The organism is Tomitella gaofuii (assembly GCF_014126825.1).
GTDB lineage: Bacteria > Actinomycetota > Actinomycetes > Mycobacteriales > Mycobacteriaceae > Tomitella > Tomitella gaofuii.
Map to the genome: position 1 here is coordinate 3,681,293 of NZ_CP059900.1, position 17,685 is coordinate 3,698,977.

General features: G+C 73.2%; 15 protein-coding genes, 1 pseudogene and 1 riboswitch. Of the genes and pseudogenes, 6 read left to right on the forward strand and 10 right to left on the reverse strand.

The features are described from left to right. Positions 1–66 precede the first annotated feature (66 nt). A complete protein-coding gene (locus H4F70_RS17125) occupies positions 67–885 on the forward strand; it encodes an SDR family oxidoreductase (RefSeq protein ID WP_182358072.1) in 819 nt (272 codons plus the stop codon). A gap of 103 nt (positions 886–988) precedes the next feature. Here H4F70_RS17125 and cobU read toward each other — a convergent pair whose 3' ends face one another. From cobU to H4F70_RS17155, 6 genes are all read right to left on the reverse strand, one after another. Further along, positions 989–2,371 carry a bifunctional adenosylcobinamide kinase/adenosylcobinamide-phosphate guanylyltransferase gene (cobU, locus tag H4F70_RS17130; protein ID WP_235681187.1) on the reverse strand — a complete coding sequence of 461 codons (1,383 nt, stop codon included), beginning with the start codon at positions 2,369–2,371 and terminating at the stop codon, positions 989–991. An 11-nt stretch (positions 2,372–2,382) separates the two neighbouring features. Beyond that, positions 2,383–3,237, reverse strand: a complete 855-nt coding sequence (locus tag H4F70_RS17135) for an ABC transporter ATP-binding protein (RefSeq protein WP_182358074.1) — start codon at positions 3,235–3,237, stop codon at positions 2,383–2,385. Then, positions 3,234–4,241 carry a FecCD family ABC transporter permease gene (locus H4F70_RS17140; RefSeq protein WP_182360485.1) on the reverse strand — a complete coding sequence of 336 codons (1,008 nt, stop codon included), beginning with the start codon at positions 4,239–4,241 and terminating at the stop codon, positions 3,234–3,236. The genes H4F70_RS17135 and H4F70_RS17140 overlap by 4 nt, the downstream gene beginning before the upstream one ends. 62 nt (positions 4,242–4,303) lie before the next feature. Next, positions 4,304–5,209, reverse strand: a complete 906-nt coding sequence (locus H4F70_RS17145) for an ABC transporter substrate-binding protein (protein WP_182360486.1) — start codon at positions 5,207–5,209, stop codon at positions 4,304–4,306. 88 nt (positions 5,210–5,297) lie between these two features. After that, a riboswitch (cobalamin riboswitch) is annotated at positions 5,298–5,391 on the reverse strand. 183 nt (positions 5,392–5,574) lie between these two features. Then, positions 5,575–6,798 carry an O-succinylhomoserine sulfhydrylase gene (locus H4F70_RS17150; protein WP_182358075.1) on the reverse strand — a complete coding sequence of 408 codons (1,224 nt, stop codon included), beginning with the start codon at positions 6,796–6,798 and terminating at the stop codon, positions 5,575–5,577. A 123-nt stretch (positions 6,799–6,921) separates the two neighbouring features. Beyond that, entirely contained in the window at positions 6,922–7,398 is a 477-nt protein-coding gene (locus H4F70_RS17155; protein ID WP_182358076.1) for a rhodanese-like domain-containing protein, read from the reverse strand. Between the two features lie 268 nt (positions 7,399–7,666). On the opposite strand from H4F70_RS17155, the gene H4F70_RS17160 reads away from it, so the two are divergent. The 5 genes and pseudogenes from H4F70_RS17160 (at position 7,667) to H4F70_RS17180 (ending at position 13,606) form a co-directional block, all read left to right on the forward strand. Continuing rightward, positions 7,667–9,037, forward strand: a complete 1,371-nt coding sequence (locus tag H4F70_RS17160; RefSeq protein WP_182358077.1) for an FAD-dependent oxidoreductase — start codon at positions 7,667–7,669, stop codon at positions 9,035–9,037. Between the two features lie 506 nt (positions 9,038–9,543). Continuing rightward, complete coding sequence (locus H4F70_RS17165) at positions 9,544–10,587, forward strand: lipase family protein (protein WP_182358078.1); 1,044 nt, start codon at positions 9,544–9,546, stop codon at positions 10,585–10,587. A gap of 51 nt (positions 10,588–10,638) precedes the next feature. After that, positions 10,639–11,847: a CaiB/BaiF CoA transferase family protein gene (locus tag H4F70_RS17170; protein WP_182358079.1), complete on the forward strand. Its 1,209-nt coding sequence runs from the start codon at positions 10,639–10,641 to the stop codon at positions 11,845–11,847. Beyond that, positions 11,847–12,811, forward strand: a pseudogene (locus tag H4F70_RS17175) (hydroxymethylglutaryl-CoA lyase). Before H4F70_RS17170 ends, H4F70_RS17175 begins: the two are co-directional and overlap by 1 nt. A 141-nt stretch (positions 12,812–12,952) precedes the next feature. Further along, positions 12,953–13,606 carry a sulfite exporter TauE/SafE family protein gene (locus H4F70_RS17180; RefSeq protein WP_220471726.1) on the forward strand — a complete coding sequence of 218 codons (654 nt, stop codon included), beginning with the start codon at positions 12,953–12,955 and terminating at the stop codon, positions 13,604–13,606. A gap of 93 nt (positions 13,607–13,699) precedes the next feature. On the opposite strand, the gene H4F70_RS17185 is transcribed toward H4F70_RS17180, so the two are convergent. From H4F70_RS17185 to H4F70_RS17200, 4 genes are all read right to left on the reverse strand, one after another. After that, entirely contained in the window at positions 13,700–14,758 is a 1,059-nt protein-coding gene (locus tag H4F70_RS17185) for a YncE family protein (protein ID WP_182358080.1), read from the reverse strand. Positions 14,759–14,840: 82 nt separating this feature from the next. Continuing rightward, positions 14,841–15,488, reverse strand: a complete 648-nt coding sequence (locus H4F70_RS17190; protein WP_182358081.1) for an isochorismatase family protein — start codon at positions 15,486–15,488, stop codon at positions 14,841–14,843. A 63-nt stretch (positions 15,489–15,551) separates the two neighbouring features. Further along, on the reverse strand, positions 15,552–16,814 hold the full coding sequence (locus H4F70_RS17195; RefSeq protein ID WP_182358082.1) for an isochorismate synthase: 1,263 nt from the start codon (positions 16,812–16,814) through the stop codon (positions 15,552–15,554). A 104-nt stretch (positions 16,815–16,918) separates the two neighbouring features. After that, positions 16,919–17,674, reverse strand: a complete 756-nt coding sequence (locus tag H4F70_RS17200) for a 2,3-dihydro-2,3-dihydroxybenzoate dehydrogenase (RefSeq protein WP_182358083.1) — start codon at positions 17,672–17,674, stop codon at positions 16,919–16,921. Positions 17,675–17,685: the final 11 nt, after the last annotated feature.

A 17,685-nucleotide genomic window follows, 5' to 3' on the forward strand; every position in this document is an offset into this window, starting at 1 on the left:
GGCCGGCCCGCTGCTGCCAGAATCCCATTGACGACACCCCGACGCCGCCCGCAGGAGGGACCACCCATGACCGCACCGCATCGGCACCGCACCGCACTGGTGACGGGGGCCTCGTCGGGCATCGGCCTGGCGACGGCACGCGCCCTCGTCGCGTCCGGCTACACCGTGTACGGCACCGGACGTGCACCGCAGAACCTGCCCGACGACGCCCGCGTGCCCGGGGTGCACTACCTGCCGCTCGACCTCGCCGACACTGCATCCATCGAGCGCTGCGCCGCCCAGGCCGGCCCCGTCGACGTGCTCGTCAACAACGCGGGCGAGAGCCAGTCGGGGCCGTTCGAGGAGCTGCTGCCGGACGACCTCGAGCGGCTGTTCCGGATCAACGTGCTCGGCGCGGTGCGCTTGAGCCAGCAGGTGCTGCCCGGCATGCGCGAGCGCGGGTACGGACGCGTCGTCATGGTCGGGTCGATGCTGGGCAGCCTGCCTCTGGCCTACCGCTCGTCGTACTGCGCGTCCAAAGCGGCCGTCCGCACGTTCGCGTCCGCCGCCCGGGCCGAGTTCGCGCCGTACGGGGTGTGGCTGACCACCGTGGAGCCCAGCTCGATCAACACCGGCATCAGCGAGCGCCGCACCCACCTGGTGCGGCCCGGCTCGGTGTTCGAGGAGCAGTACCGGCGGGTGATCGCGCGTCTGGACGCGCGCGAGGCCGCCGGCATCCCCGCCGAGGAGGTCGCCGCGCAGATCATGGACGCGATCCGTGCGCGGCGGCCCCGGCCGCTGTATGCGGTGGGCGGGGGCTCGCGGGCGGCGTTCGCGCTCAAGCGGATGCTGCCCGAGTCGGTGACCGAGCGGATCCTGGGCCGCCGGTTCGGGGTGCGCTTCTAGGCAGCTGTCCTCCCCGAGACCCGCGACTCCCTACCGCTCGGTACGTTCTTCGGTGGAAATCGCCGCGCGATCACCGAAAAACGTACCGCCGGGCGAGGCGCCGTCAGCGCAGCCGCACCGGCAGCCCCGCCACCACCAGCAGCACCTCGTCGGACGCGGCGGCGATGCGCGCGTTGAGCCGGCCGAGCAGGTCGCGGAACAGCCGTCCCGAGGCGGTCGCGGGGACCACGCCGCTGCCCACCTCGTTGCTCACCGCCACCACCGGCGCCGGGCACGCGCGCCACGCGGCCACGAGCTCGTCGATATCGGCCTCGACCCGTTCGAGCGGCCCGCCCTCCCACGCCGAGTGCAGGTCGATGCGCGCCGTCAGCCACGTGCCCAGGCAGTCCAGCAGCACCGGGCCCGTCGCCGACCGCAGCAGCCCGGCCACATCGGTCGTCTCGACGGTGCGCCACGTTCCGGGGCGCCGCTCGCGGTGCGCGGCCACCCGCTCCAGCCACTCGGGATCGTCACGGCCGGCGCCACCGGTGGCCAGGTAGGTGACGTCGGCACTGTCGGCCAGCGCCTCCTCGGCCAGCGTGGACTTGCCCGACCGCGCACCGCCCAGCACCAGGGTCCGGCGGTGTCCGACGACGTCCTCCCGACGTTCCACGCCCGGCACCGGCACGACCATCCCGTCCTCCCCCGCGCGGACCCCCCACGGGCGCAGCCGCCGGTCCAGCTCGTCCGGCGGCGGATTGTGGTGGCTCAGGTGCACGGCCACCACCTGCGTGCCCTCGACGACGGCCCCGCGTTGCCGCAGCTCCGCGAGCACGCGCGGGAACGTCGCGAGGTTCAGGTGCCCGCCGTCCAGGTCGGTGCGGTCGCCGAAGGTCTCGTCCAGGAACACCGCATCGAATCGGGCCCCCGCCACCGCCCGCACCGTCGGATCGGGCAGCGGCCCGGTGTCCGTGGCCCACAGGATGCGGCCGACCGCGCCCTCCCGTGCCACGTCGTAGAGCACCGCGTCTCCGGCTATCCACACAGCATGGTCGGCCGCGAGCACCCGCACCCGGTAGCGCGCACCGTCCGGCTCCCCCAGCACCGCCTCGTCGCCCGCTGCGACCTCGATGAACCGCACCGGATCGTCGGGCGCCGCCCACGGCCGGCACTGCGCGACGACGTCGGCCGGGCCCACCACGTCCAAGGGGTCGCGGCGGCCTGCCCAGTGCCGGAACAGCAACGCCGCGGGCCCCAGGTGATCCGGGTGCGAGTGGGTCAGCAGCAGGTGTCGCACCCCCGCCAGCGACCGTCCTGCACGCACCGCGCTGCGCGGGGTCTCCGGCCCGCAGTCGAGCAGAAGCCGGCCGTCGACCAGTGCCGACGTCTGCCCGCGGACCCGCCCCGACCCGGCCGCGGCGAGGCACGACGCGCACTCGCAGAAAGGGTTGGGCCACCCGTCGGCGGCGCCGCTGCCCAGCAGCACCACCTCCCCGCCGTCTCGCATCTCCCCGCCGCTCATTCCGCCGTCCCGCGCGCCGCACGCCCGACAGCCCCGGCGCCCAGCCCCTCCGGCAGCACCACCACGGTGCCGCCCCGCCGCAGCACCTCGACGCGGGCGCCGTACACGCGGCCGATCCGCGCAGGTTCGAGCACGTCCTCGGGCGCGCCGTCGGCGATCACCCGGGCGTCGGCCATCATCACCATGCGTCGACCGTAGTGGGCGGCCAGGGTGAGGTCGTGCATCGCGGCCACCACCGTGATCCCCTCGTCGGCCCGCAACGATTCCACCAGATCCAGCACCTGCTGCTGGTGTCCGATGTCGAGGGCGCTGGTCGGCTCGTCCAACAGCAGCACCTCCGGCTGCTGGGCCAGCGCCCGCCCCAGCACCACCCGTTGAAGCTCGCCGCCGGAGAGCTGCGCGGCCTGCCGGGGTGCCAACTCCTCCAGATCGAGCCGCCGCAGGACCCGCGCCACCGCCGCCTTGTCCGCCGCCGATTCCACCCCGAACCGGGGCACATGCGGGGTGCGGCCCAGCGACACCAGCTCGGCCACCGTGATCCCCTCCGGGACCACCGGCCGCTGCGGCATGAGCGCCACCTTGCGCGCCATCGCCCGGCGCCGGGTCCTGCGCGGGTCGGCGCCCGCCACCGTCACCGCGCCGGTCACCGTTCCCCCCGCCGCGGTGCCGCCCGCCGGCGTGAGCAGCCCGGCGAACGCGTGCAGCAGCGTCGTCTTGCCGGCGCCGTTGGGGCCCACCACCGAGACCCATGCGCCCCGGCCGATCGTGAGCGTCACGTCGTCCACCACCGTCGCACCGCCGCGCGCCACAGTCAGGCCCGCGCAGGCGACGGCCGAATCCCCCGCCGTCACTGCATCCCCGTGCCGCGCCGCAGCACCACGAGGAAGAACGGCGCCCCGATGGCGGCCGTCACCACGCCGATCGGCAGTTCCGCGGGCGACATGATCGTGCGCGCCACGACATCGGCGAGCACCAGGAACGACGCACCGGCCAGCACCGACAGCGGCAGCAGCAGCCGGTGCCCGGGCCCCACGACCAGGCGCACCGCGTGCGGCACCACGATGCCGACGAACCCGATGAGCCCGCTCACGCTCACCACCGCGGCCGTGCCGAGCGTGGCGACCGCGACGAGCAGCAGCCGCACCCGCGCCGGGCGGATGCCCAGGCTGGCCGCCTCGACGTCGCCGACCGACATCACGTCGAGCGTGCGCCGGAACAGCAGGATCACCGCGATCGTCACCGCCACGTACGGCAGCACCAGGGTGACGTCGGACCAGCCGTCGGTGCTCAGCCGTCCGAGCAGCCATGCGTACACGCTCTGCAGCGAATCCTGGTAGCGCTGCTGCACGAACGTCTGCGCGGCGTTGGCGAATGCCGCGACGGCCACCCCGGCGAGGATGATCACCACCTCGCCCCGGCCCCCGCCCACGCTGCGGCCCAGCAGATACGTGGCGGCGACGGCGACGATGCCCCCGGCGAACGCCGCCACCGGCACGCCCAGCGAACCCATGCCCGCACCGGCGGCACCCGCCACGATCATCACCGTGGCACCCAGCCCGGCGCCGCTGGAGACGCCCAACAGGTACGGGTCGGCCAGCGGATTGCGGAACACGCCTTGGTAGGCGGCCCCGGCCACGGCGAGGGTCGCCCCCACCAGCGCGCCGAGCACCACCCGCGGCAACCGGATCTGCCACAGGATGGCCTGCTGCTGCGTGGTGAGACCGGAATCGATGTGCACCAGCGGCAGCGCGTCGGCCAGTTCGGCCAGCACGGATGACGGCGACAGGCCCGATGCGCCGACGAGCGTGGCCGTCAACAGCACCGCGAAGGTCACCGCCGCCGCGGCCGCGATGATGGCCGCGCCGCGCCCGCGACTCCGGCGCGCGACGACACCGCCGGGGCGGGCCGCCGTGGCCGTCACGTGCCCGGCCGGTCCGCGAGGATCTGCGCGATGCGCTGGGCCAGGTCACCGATCCGCGGCCCCCAGCGGCTGGTGATGTCGGCGTCGAGCGCATGCACCTGCCCGTCGCGCACCGCCGTCACGCCGGCCCACCCGGGCCGCTGCGCCACCGAGGCCGGTGACTCGCCGCCCGCCTGGGCGTCGGCCAGGAAGATCAGGTCCGGATTCGCCGAGACGACGAACTCCGGCTGCAGCTGCGGATACGCACCCGCGCCGGACGCGGCGTCCGCGATGTTCTGCAGACCGAACAGCGAGTACACCTGCCCGATGAACGACGCGGAGGTGACGGTGTAGAGGGTCGGGTCGAGCTCGTGGAAGTAGGTGAGCCCCTCGCCCGCGCCGCCCGCGGCGTCGATCGCCGCGGAGATCTGCTCGCGCACCTCCCCCACGAGCTCGTGCGCCTCGTCGGCGTGCCCGGTGACGACGCCCACCTGTGCGAACTGCTCGTAGGCGCCCTCGATATCGCCGGGCGCGGGCAGCTGCAGGTACGGCACGCCCACCCTGTCCAGGCCGGACTTCAGGTCGCCGTTGTCGTCGGAGAACACCACGAGGTCCGGCTGGTAGCCCAGGATGGCCTCGAGGTTGGGGGTGTAGCCGGACAGGTCGGTGGTGGGCACGCCCTGCGGATAGTCCGACTGGTCGTCCACCGCCACCACCTGATCGCCCGCGCCCACCGCGTAGAGGATCTCGGTGGCCGACGGGCTCAGCGAGACGATCCGCTGCGGCGCGTCGCCCGGGGAGCCGGGCGCCTCCGCCGCTGCCCCGGGGGCGTCGCCGCCGGAACCGCCGGCCGGATCTTCCGCGCCCGATCCGCACGCCGTGAGCACCATGCCCAGCAGCAGCGCGATGACCAGGGCGCACATGCGCAGCGCCGCGCGACGGGAGTGAACAAGACGGTGGTGGAGCACAGAGCCGTTCCTTCATCCGAGGGGCGTCGTGTGGCCGCGGGCCAGCTGACCTGGCTCATCCGACTCGCCTCGAGCGCATCCGCGCGGCGTCGGCTTCACAGTTGCGGGACAGCGCCGGCATCGCACCGGACTTCACTGGCACCCACGGCGACCGGCGGCGCCGGCCGGACGGCAGTTTACCCGCCGGCCGTCCGCGGCCCCGCCGGTGTTCTCAGGGGGGGCAGGCCCGGTTGTGACACCTGCTTCACATTCTGTGGCCCCCGGATGAGGGTTTCCCACCATCCGGGGGCCACAGAATGTGAAGTTCGTGCCGCCGGACGTCAGCCCAGCGCCTGCGCGATGTCCTCTTTGAGGTCGCGCACGTCCTCGAGACCCACGGACAGCCGCACCACACCGTCGGTGATCCCGATGGCGGCGCGCCCCTCCGAGCCCATGGCGCGGTGCGTCGTGGTGGCGGGGTGGGTGGTCATGGACTTGGCGTCGCCCAGGTTGTTGGAGATGTCGAGGATGCGCAGCCGGTTGAGGAACTCGAAGGCGCGCGCCTTGCCCTGCCCCTCGGCGGCGTCGAGCTCGAAGGTGATCACCGATCCGCCGCCGGTCATCTGCGAGCGGGCCAGCTCGTACTGCGGGTGCGACGGCAGGAACGGGTACTTGACCCACTTGACCGCCTCGTGCGCCTCGAGCAGCCCGGCGATCTCGAGCGCGCTCGCCGCCATCCGCTCGACGCGCATCGCCATGGTCTCGAGTCCCTTGACCAGGGTCCAGGCGTTGAACGGGCTCAGCGACGGGCCGGTGTGGCGGATCAGGTGCTTGACCGGCCCGCCGATGAACTCCTCGGATCCCAGGATGGCCCCGCCCATCACGCGCCCCTGGCCGTCGATGTGCTTGGTGCCGGAGTACACCGTGACGTCGGCGCCCAGCTCCAGGCTGTTCTGCAGCACGGGGGTGGCGAAGACGTTGTCGAGGACGACGGTGGCGCCGGCCGCGTGCGCCATCTCGGAGACCGCCCGGACGTCGACGATCTCCTGCATCGGGTTGGACGGCGTCTCGAAGAACACGGCCTTGGTGGGCTTCGAGAGCGCCTCGCGCCACTGGTCCAGGTCGGTGCCGTCGACGAACACCGTCTCGACGCCCCAGCGCGGCAGCAGCTCGTTGCAGATCACGAAGCACGAGCCGAACAGGCTGCGCGACGCGACGAGCCGGTCGCCGCTCCCGCACAGCGCGGCCAGCGCCGTGAACACCGCGGACATGCCGGTGGCGGTGGCATAGCAGGCTTCGGCGCCGTCGAGCAGGCGCATGCGCTCCTGGAACATCTCCACGGTGGGGTTGCCGTAGCGCGAGTACACGAAGCGCTGGTCCTCGCCGGTGAACGCGCGCTCGGCGGCCTCCGCGCTCTCGTAGACGTAGCCGGACGTCAGGTACAGCCCCTCGGCCGTCTCCTGGTACTGCGAGCGCATCACCCCGCCGCGGATGCCGACGGTGGCGGGGCGCACCCCGTCGGGGAGCCGGGGCGGGTTCTGGTCGTGCGCGGGCTGATCGGACATCGTCGCTGCCTCCGTGGGGCGGGTCGGCCCGGCCGTCTCGGCGGGCCGGGAAGAACAGTGGGCGTCAGGAGTGCGGCGTCGAGGACAGCCGGAACGCTGCGGCCGCCGCGGGGTCGGGAGCGGTCAGGACTGACACCAGGGCAGGCCGGCCGCGCGCCATCCGGCGCTGCCGCGGTGCCCTTGGGCGTCCAGTCCGCCTTCGAACCCCTCGAGAACGTTGTAGGCGGGCCCCAGGCCCGCGCCGGTGGCCGCGATGGCGGCCCCGATGGACCGCTGCCCGGAGCGGCACAGGAACAGGACCGGCGACGCCGCGCCGTCCGCGTCGCCGCCCGGCACGGCTCCCCGCTCGGCCGCGACCTCGGCGTGCAGCTGCTCTCCGAACCGCGGGTTGGGCGCGCCCGACGGGTAGTCGATCCACTCGACGAACCGTGTGCGGCGCCCCAGCGCGGACAGGTCGGGAACGCCCACGAACTGCCACTCCGCACCGGTGCGGACGTCCACGAGGACGGCGCGCGGATCGTCGCCGAGCATTTCCCAGGCGCGGGCGGGCGTCACATCGCCCGCGTAGCCGGCCCCCTGCGGGTTCGTCCCATCCGCCATCACCGGAGCCTCCCGCCCGTGCATTCCATCTGCATCCCGCATCACGTTTCGCGCCCCACCGCGCACCTCGGGCCGGGCCGGTTCCAGTGTGTCACCGCGCGCGGCGGCCACGCATCGCAGGGTTGGCCGCGCGCCCCGCACCGGTCGATGTGATGCCACTCACGCACCTGAAACCGGGAGACAAGTGTCACCTCTATCACAAAGGTAAGCCTTCGGTGCCCTAGACTGGAATGTCCATAGAACCGCCAACTCGACAAAAGGGTCTGAAGTGAATCGTCCACTGCGTGTCGCAATCATTGGAGCAGGGCCTGCTGGCATTTACGCCGCAGACGCCCTGATGAAATCCGATACCGCGACCTGTGGCTGTGGCGTGAGCATCGACCTCTTCGAGCGCATGCCCGCACCGTTCGGCCTCATCCGCTACGGCGTCGCCCCCGACCACCCGCGCATCAAGGGCATCGTCTCGGCACTGCACAAGGTGCTCGACAAGCCGCAGGTCCGCCTGCTCGGCAACATCGACTACGGCAGCGACGTCACCCTCGACGACCTGCACTCGATGTACGACGCGGTGATCTTCTCCACCGGCGCCAATGCCGACCGGCCGCTGAACATCCCGGGCATCGACCTCGACGGCAGCTACGGTGCGGCCGACTTCGTCTCCTGGTACGACGGACACCCCGACGTGCCGCGCGAGTGGCCGCTGGACGCCGAGTCGGTGGCGGTGCTCGGCGTGGGCAACGTGGCCCTCGACGTGGCCCGTGTGCTGGCCAAGACCGGCGACGAGCTGCTGCGCACCGAGATCCCCGCCAACGTCTACGACGGGCTCAAGGCCAACAAGGCCACCGACGTGCACGTGTTCGGCCGCCGCGGCCCGGCGCAGGCCAAGTTCACGCCGCTGGAGCTCAAGGAGCTCAACCATTCGCCGAACATCGAGGTCATCGTCGACCCGGAGGACATCGACTACGACGAGGCCTCCGCGGTGGCCCGGCGCAACTCGAAGATCGTCGACCAGGTCGCCAACATCATCCAGGACTACGCGCTGCGTGACCCCGGCGAGAGCCTGAACCGCATCCACCTGCACTTCTTCGAGAACCCGGTGGAGGTGCTCGGCGAGGACGGCAGGGTCGCCGGCCTGCGCACCGAACGCACCGAGCTCGACGGCACCGGCAACGTGCGCGGCACCGGCCGGTTCAACGAGTGGCCGGTGCAGGCGGTGTACCGGGCGGTGGGCTACCTGTCGCAGAACATCGCCAAGCTGCCGTTCGACGAGCAGGCGGGCACCATCCCCAACGAGGCCGGCCGCGTCACCGGCGACGACGGCGCGCACTTCACCGCCACCTACGTCACCGGCTGGATCAAGCGCGGCCCCGTGGGGCTCATCGGCTCCACCAAGGGCGATGCCAACGAGACGGTCGCCTGCCTCATCGAGGACTTCGACGCGGGCCGGCTGCCGCAGCCGGAGAACACCGGCGAGGACGCGATCATCGAGTTCCTCGACGCCAAGGGCCACCCGTACACCACCTGGGACGGCTGGTACAAGCTCGACGCGTACGAGCGCGGGCTCGGCGAGGACGAGGGCCGAGAGCGCGTCAAGGTGGTCGAGCGCGAGGACATGCTCCGCGCCTCGCACGGAGCCTGATCACCACCTGAACGGCCCGCTCCGCCCCGGCACCCGATCATGGCGCCGGGGCGGAGCCGCGTCCCGGGGCGGGCCGCGCCACCACAATTCGCCCCGTTTCACGAACGTGCGTCCAGAATTCCGCTACCGTGACATACGGCACGTCATCGACGGTCCAGCCCGGCGGATCGCCGCAGCACATGCACCACGTGCCCGGCGGAAGGATCCCGGATGCGCACCCGATTCCCACGCACGCTCCCCCGCTTCGCTGCGCCTCTGACAACGCTGGCCACCGCGACCGTCATCACGGCCGCCGCAGCACTCGCCGTCCCCGCATCCGCCGCCCCCGTGTCCGGCCCGGAGACCATGCTCAACGGCCTGCTCGCCGGGTCGCGCACAGAGGCCCCCCGGCGCAGGCGGCACCCGACGCCTTCTACGACTCCCCCGCCGACCTGGCCGGCACCCGTCCCGGCGACGTTCTGCGCGCGCGGCCCACCACCATCGATTTCGCCGGTCTCGACCTGCCTGTGCACGCCACCACGGTCCTATACCGCTCCACCGACACGCATGGGGACCCCATCGCCGTCAGCGGCACCGTCATGGCCCCGGACATGCCGTGGACGCGCCCCGGCCCGCGCCCGCTCGTCGTCATCGCGCCGGGCACCCAGGGGCAGGGCGACCAGTGCGCGCCGTCGCGGCGGATGCCCGGCGGCGGGTCCGTCGACAACCTGGCCCAGGCGGGCGTGTTCCTCGTGCAGGGCTACGCAGTGGCGGTCACGGACTACGAGGGCCTGGGCACCCCCGGCATCCACACCTACATGAACCGGCTCTCGCAGGCGCACACCGTGCTGGACATGGGCCGCGCCGCGAAGAACCTCCACGATCCGGAGATCCCGGCCGACGCACCGGTGGGCCTGTGGGGTTATTCGCAGGGCGGCGGGGCGGTGGCCTCGGCGGCCGAGCAGGTGGACGCCTACGCACCTGATCTGGGCGTACGCGGCGCGTTCGCCGGCGCCCCGCCGGCGAACCTCGCCGTCACCACCTCCCGCGTCGACGGCAGCCGGCTGGCCGGGGCCATCGGCTACGCGATCAACGGCCTCGAGGCCGACTACCCGCAGATCGTCCCGTCGGTGGACGCGCAGCTGAACGACCGGGGGCGGGCAATGCTCCGCGACGTGGCCACCCAGTGCACGTCGGCCACCGAGGAGGAGTTCGGCGGCGCCCACAGCACGCAGTTCACCGCCTCCGGGCAGCCGATCGAGTCGCTGCTGGGCACCGAGCCGATCAAGTCGGTCGTCGCCACGCAGACCATCGGCACGATCCGTCCTGGTGTGCCGGTCTTCGTGGTCACCGGCGACGGCGACGACATCGTCCCCGCGCGCACTGTGCGCACCATGGTCGATGGTTGGTGCTCCCTCGGCGGGACGGTGACGTTCCGCGACTATCCGACGCCGGACATCGCCCCGCTCGTCAACCACGTGGCGGCCATGCCGATCGCGGCCCCCGAGGCGCTGACGTGGATGAACGACCGGCTCGACGGGGTTCCCGACGCGGGGGACTGCGCCTCCTGACCGGGCTCGCCGGCCGGTATCGTCGAGGCGGCGACGACGGAAGGCGGACAGGTGACCGACACCCCCGGGGCCCTCGACGGCTACCGCGTCATCGAACTCGGCACGCTCATCTCCGGCCCCTTCGCGGGGCGCCTGCTGGGCGACATGGGCGCCGACGTCATCAAGGTCGAGGCGCCCGACCGCCCCGACCCGCTGCGCACCTGGGGCAACGCCGAGCAGGACGGGCACCGGTTCTTCTGGACCGTGCACGCGCGCAACAAGCGGTCAATCACGCTCGACCTGCGCGGCGACGCCGGCCGCGCGGTGCTGCTGGACCTGGTCGAGCACGCCGACGTGGTGCTGGAGAACTTCCGCCCGGGCACGCTCGAGCGCTGGGGACTGGGCTACGACGTGCTCAGCGCGCGCAATCCGGGGATCGTGCTCGCCCGCGTGTCCGGCTACGGGCAGACGGGCCCGCTCGCCGGCCGCCCCGGATACGCCTCGGTGGCCGAGGCGGTGAGCGGGCTGCGGCACCTCAACGGCTACCCGGACCAGCCGCCGCCGCGGCTGTCGCTGTCGATCGGCGACACGCTCGCCGGCATGTTCGCCGCGCAGGGCATTCTCGCCGCCTTGCTGGCCCGGCAGTCGACCGGCCGCGGCCAGGTGGTGGACGTGGCGCTCACCGAGGCGTGCCTGGCGGTGCAGGAGTCGACGATCCCCGACTTCGACCGCGGCGGCGTGGTGCGCGGGCCGTCGGGCACGCGGCTCGACGGGATCGCGCCGTCGAACATCTACCGTTCGTCCGACGGCAAGTGGGTGGTGATCGCCGCCAACCAGGACACGCTGTTCCGGCGGCTGTGCGGCGCGCTGGGCAGCCCGGAGCTGGCGGACGACCCACGATTCCGGGACCACCTGGCGCGCGGGCGCAATCAGGACGAGCTCGACGGGATCATCGGCGCGTGGGCCGGGCGCCGCTCCGCGCAGGAGATCATCGACGAGCTCACCGAGGCCCAGGTGGTCGTCGGGCCCGTGAACACCGTGGCCGAGGTGGTCGAAGACCCCCAGCTGCGGGCCCGCGGCATGTTCGTCGAGCACGACGACGCGCGTATCGGCCAGGCGGTGCTGGGCCCGGGCGTGGTTCCCCGGCTCTCCAGCACCCCGGGGTCCGTGCGCACCGCGGGATCGGCGGAGCCGGGCGGCGACAACGACGCTGTGTACGCCGGACTGCTGGGATACTCGGAGGAGCAGCGGGCGGCGCTACGTGAGGAGGACACGATCTGATGGACGGACTGCCGCAGCACGTGAGCATCCGCGAGGTGGGCCTGCGCGACGGCCTGCAGAACGAGGCGCCTCTCCCCACCGAGGCGAAGGTGCGGCTGCTCGAGGCGCTTGCGTCGACGGGCGTTCCACGCATCGAGCTCACCGCATTCGTCTCACCCAAGGCCGTGCCCGCCATGGCCGACGCGGACCTGATGGCCTCGGCCGCCCTCGCTCTCGGCGATGCCGGACCGGAGTTCTCGGTGCTCGTCGCGAGCCCGGGCGGGGCACGCCGCGCCGTGGACGCGGGCATCACCGCCGTCGAGTACGTCGTCTCCGCGGCCGACGGGCACAGCCGCGCCAACGTCAAGGCCACCACCGCCGAGGCGCTCGCACGCACATCCGAGGTGGCGGACATCGTGCACGGCGCGGGCGGCCGGCTCGAGGTCATCATCGCCACCGCCTGGGACTGCCCGTTCGACGGCCCCACCGAACCGGACCGCACCGTGCGGGTGGCGGCCGGGGCGCTGGAGCGCGGGGCCGACGCGCTGGCGGTGGCGGACACGATCGGCACCGCGACGCCCGGCCGCGTGACGGCCCTCCTCCGCCGGATCCGCGCCGAGCTCACTCCGACTGCCGCTTCCCCGCTCCCGTTGGGTGCGCACTTCCACAACACGCGCGGCGCGGGCCTGGCGTGCGCGTGTGGGCGGCGGTGCAGGAGGGCGTCACGTGGCTGGACGCGTCGGTGGGCGGTTTCGGCGGCTGCCCGTTCGCCCCCGGCGCCAGCGGCAACATCGCCACCGAGGAGCTCGTCTACCTGCTGGAGGATTCGGGCGTCGCCACCGGGATCGACCTGGACTCCGCGCTCGCCGCCGCGGCGCTCGCCGAGGAGGTCGTCGGCAAGCCCGGCGCGAGCAACCTCCTGCGCGCCGGCGACCGGAAGCGCGGCCGCACGCACGCTTCCGCCGGCCCGGACGCCGCATCCTGATCGCCGGGCTGTCCCCGGCCGTCCTCGTCGGGCTGGCGCTCATCAGCCTGGCCGGCGGCATCGGCATCACCGCGCTGGGCCCCGGCGGCGTGCTCCCCACCATCGGCCTGTTCGCGCTGACGGGCCTTTCCGCCCCCCGCCGTGGCCGGAACCGCCCTGGTCACACACGTCGCCACCGGCATCGCCGGCACGGCGGCATTCGCGCGCTCCGGCCAGCTGCGCCAAGTACACACGCGTCGCACGGCGCTCATCCTCGCCGGCGCCGCAGTCGTCGGCACACCCGTCGGGGTCCTGGTCAACGCGCGACTGTCCCAGCGCGCGTTCGGCTACGTCCTCGCCGCCGTCGTCGCCGCCGTCGCGCTGCTGCTCTGGTTCCGGGAACGGCGCGGCGATGGGCAGGAGAGGCCTGCGGCCACGGGAGACGGTGCGCCCCCGCGGTATCCCGGTACCACGGCCGTTGTCGGCATCGGGGCAGCCGTGGCCGTCACGGGCGGCATCGTCGGCATCGGCGGCCCCATGCTGGCCGTGCCGCTGCTCATCGCATGCGGGGTTCCGGTGCTCGAATCCCTCGCGGCCGCGCAGGTGCAGTCCATCGTCATCGCCGCCCTCGGTTCGGTCGGCTACGCGGCGCAGGGCGCGATCGACTGGCCGCTCGCCCTGCTGGTCGGGGTCCCGGAGCTGGCCGGGGTGTTCCTCGGCTGGCGGATCGCGCACGCCATCCCCACCCACGCTCTCAAGCGCGCCCTCATCGTCGCCCTGCTGGCACTGGCGCCCTACCTGGCCGTGACGGCGTAGGAGGAACGGACCGGTCCGGCGCACCGCCCGCCGAAACGCTCCGGCGCCGAGGGGATTCCCCTCGGCGCCGGAGCGTCGGTACGGCGGGCCTGGTCAGGCGCCGATCACCGCCACGTCCGCGCTCCCACGGTCGGTAACCAGCGCCGTCGAGGTCAGCGGGTTGTAGCCGACGCCCAGCGGCACGCCGCCGATGTGCAGCTCGGCGATCTTCGTGCCGGCGTCCGCGTCGATCACGGACACGCGGCCGGGATCGTCCGGGTCGGTGCTGCCCTTGCCGCCGTCGCCCTTCGCGGTCAAGTGCGGCACCACGCACACGGCGCTCACCGGGTTGCAGTCGATGCCGATGGGCTGCGCGCCCACCTCGATGCTGTCGACCACCGCGTCGGTGTTCACGTCGACGACGTCGACGGTGCCGGCCTTGAACGCGTCGACATACAGCTTGCCGCGCACGGCGTCCAGGTACATGTTCTGCGGCCCCTCACCGGTGGTCACCGACGCGATCTTCGCGTTGGTGTCCGACGAGTACTCGGTCACCGTGGCGTCGCCGGTGGTGGACACCCAGTAGCTGCCGCGCAGCTCGTCCACCTCGATCTGCACCGGCGTCTCACCCGTCGGCACGGTCGCGACGACCTCGCCGGCCGCCCCGTCGATCACCTTGACCGCAGAGTCGCCGGGCACGGCCAGGTAGACGAGGTTGCGCACCGGATCCACCTCGATCCCGTGCCCCTTGCCCGCCTGGATCGTCCCGGTGACGGCGCCGGACACCGCGTCGATGACGGTGACCGTCTCATTCCGCGTGTCCGAGGTGTACACAGTCTGGGTGACCGGGTTGACGGCGACGCCGTACGGCGCGTGGCCGAGGTCGATCGTCTGCAGCGTCGCGTTGGTGGTGGCGTCGAGGACGGTGATCGCCTTCGCGCCGGGGCTCGCCAGGTACGCGCGGTTGTGGATCGGGTCCACGGCCACCTCGTAGTTGCCGTCGCCCACCTGCAACGTGTCGAGCACGGCCGGCTCCGGCGACGGTGCCAGCGAGCCGAACGGATCCGCGGGAGCGGCCAGCGCGGGGGCAGCGGTGGCGGTGACGAGGCCGGCCGCCGCCGCGATGGTGAGCATCCGCCGCATGCGCGCCGTCGTCTTCCGAGTGGTGTTCATCAGTGTGTTCTCTTCTCTCCCTGTGTTACTGAAAAGGTATGTGCTGCTGAAAGGGCTTGCGTGGCCATGGCGGCGGCCCGCGTCAGCGCTGCAGCGCCGGGGTGAGCGCATCGACCAGGCGTGCGGTGGTCGTCACGGTGGCGCAGCGGCGCGCCGCGTAGTCCACCGCCATCCGGTGCTCGTCGGCGGTGAAGTCGGCCACCGCATCGGCCACGAAGAACGGCTGGATGTCGCGCATGAACGCCTCGGTCGCGGTGGCCAGGCACCCCAGGTGCGCATACACGCCGGTGATGATGAGCTGGTCGCGCCGCCGGAACCGCAGAGTGTCAGCGAGTTCGGTGCGCTGGAACGCGCTGTAGCGCCACTTGGTGATGACGATGTCGTCGGGGCCGGGGGCCAGCGCGTCGACGATGCGGGTCTGTGCGGGATCGTCGGCCATCCCCTCACCCCAGAAGTCGGCCAGCAGCCCGCGCCGCGACGGGTCCTGCCCGCCCGGCTGCGCCGAGTACAGCACCGGGATCCCCTGTTCCGCGCACGCCGCGCGCAGCGCCGCGATGTTGCGGTAGAGCTCGGGGATCGGTTCCTGCGCGGCGTCGTAGGCGTCCAGGAAGTACTTCTGCATGTCATGGATGAGCAGTGCGCACCGGCCCGGTTCCGGGCGCCAGTCGGCGCGGTTGGCATCCAGGTCCGCGGAGGGCGCGGGGTAGGGGGTGATCGCGGGGATCGGCATGGCTGCGTCGGACTCCGTCTCTGCAGTAGGGCGTGTGTCGGGTCTGTGGGCGTCGGTCGCCCGTCAGCCGCGCGCTGCGGCGGCGGCCACCGCCTGGTCGACGGCGTCGATCATGGTGCGGAACTTGGCGGAGGTCTCCGCCAGCTCGGCTGCGGGATCGGATCCGGCCACGATGCCGCCGCCGGCGAACAGCCGCGCCCCGTCGGCGTCCACCTCGGCGCAGCGGATCGCGATGGCCCATTCGCCGTCGCCGTCCGCGTCGCACCAGCCGACGAAGCCGCTGTAGAAGCCGCGGTCGAAGGTTTCGATCCGGCCGATCTCCGCGCGGGCGGCCGCCGTGGGAGCCCCGCAGATCGCCGGGGTGGGGTGCAGGGCCAGGGCGAGATCGAGCGCGGTGACGGAGCGGTCCGCGACCGTCCCGGCGATGGGGGTGGCCAAGTGCCACATCGTCGGCGTCGCGACCAGGCGGGGCCGCACCGGGACGTCGAGCCCGCCGCACAGCGGGCGCAGCGCCTCGGCGATCGCGTCGACGACGATGGCGTGCTCCACCTGGTCCTTCGCCGACGCCTGCAGCGCCTCCGCGCGGCGCCGGTCCTCCGCGGGGTCGTCGCTGCGCGCCGCGGATCCGGCGAGCGGGCACGAGCGCACCACGTCGCCGTGCCGCGATGCGAGCAGTTCGGGGCTGGCGCCCACCAGCGTGCGCGGCCCCCCGTCCCGGGCCGCGGGGAGGTCCGCGGCGAACGTGTAGGCCCCGGGGTGCCGGCGGGCCAGCACGCGCAGCACGCTCCCGGGATCGACGGCGCCGTCGGGCCGCAGGTGAAGCGTCCGGGCGAGGACGAGCTTGTGCAGCTCGGGGGCCCGGTGCATCACGCTGAGCGCCTCGCCGACGGCCGCCATGTGGTCGTCAGGACTCGGGACTGCGGTGACCTCGCACGGGGCCGGTGCGTCTCCCGCCGATGCGGCACCGACGCCCATCGCGACGCGATCGCCGTCGGCCCCGGCGCTCGCAACACCGCCACCGCTGCTGTCGACCGTCCGGAGCCGTTCCGGAATCGACAGGTGGGCAGGGCGTTCCGTATCGAACGGAATCGCCCCGACGACGCGCGGCGGCCGGGCCCCGGTGCGGGGGGCGTCGCGGAGCGCCGCACGCACGGCGTCCGCACACACGGCGGCCGGCACGCCCGCGGCCACCGCCACCCCGCCGCTGCCCAGCATCGCCCGGCCGCCGGCCGAGAAGTAGAAGTCGCCGGGCGCGTATGCGTCCAGCGGCGCGACCGCGCCGGAACCGGCCGGCGCAGCGGTGCGCATCGTGGTCGAGAGGGTCATCGCGTCTCCTGTCGTCGCGCGCCGGGTTCCGGCGGCGGTGTCGTCAGCAGTGCAGAGTCACGTTCGGGGTGCCGGTGCCGTCCGGCCGCCGGCGGCGGGATGGCTCATGCCTTGAGCGTCGCCCCGCCGTCCACGTAGAGGTCGTGCATGGTGATGTGCCGCGCCCGGTCCGACAGCAGGAACAGCACGGAATCGGCCACGTCGGCCGGATCTGCGATGCGCCCCAGCGGGATCCCGACCTTGTACAGCTCCGGAGAACCGGCGATCACCGCCTCCGCGCCTGCGCCGTCGCTCCACATCCCCCGCTGCATGGGCGTGTCGGTGGACCCCGGCGAGACCACGTTGCATCGGATGCCGTGCGCCGCCAGTTCGAGCCCCAGGCACTTGGTGAACATCGTCGCCGCAGCCTTCGACGCCGCGTAGGCCGCCATCGACGCGCGCGGGCCGCCCGCCGCGTTGGAGCCGACCGTGACGATGGCGCCGGCCCGACGCGCGACCATCACCCGGGCCACCGCCCGGGACACGGTGAACACGCCGGTGGCGTTGACGTCGAACGGGCGCGACCACTGTGCATCGGTCGTGTCGACGACGTCGCCCGTCGCCAGGACCCCGGCCACGTTCGCGAGCATCGCCACCGGCCCCAGCTCCGCCTCCACCTGCGAGATCACCGCGTCGACCGACGCGGAATCGGCGACGTCGCAGGCGTATCCGCGGCCGCCGGCGGGCGCCGCGGCACCGTCGAGGTCGAGCGCCGCGACGACGGCGCCTTGCGCGGCGAGGCCCGACGCGACGGCCGCGCCGATCCCGCCCGCGGCCCCCGTCACCACGGCCACCCGGCCGGCGAACTCGGCAGCGTCCACGATGCACCCTC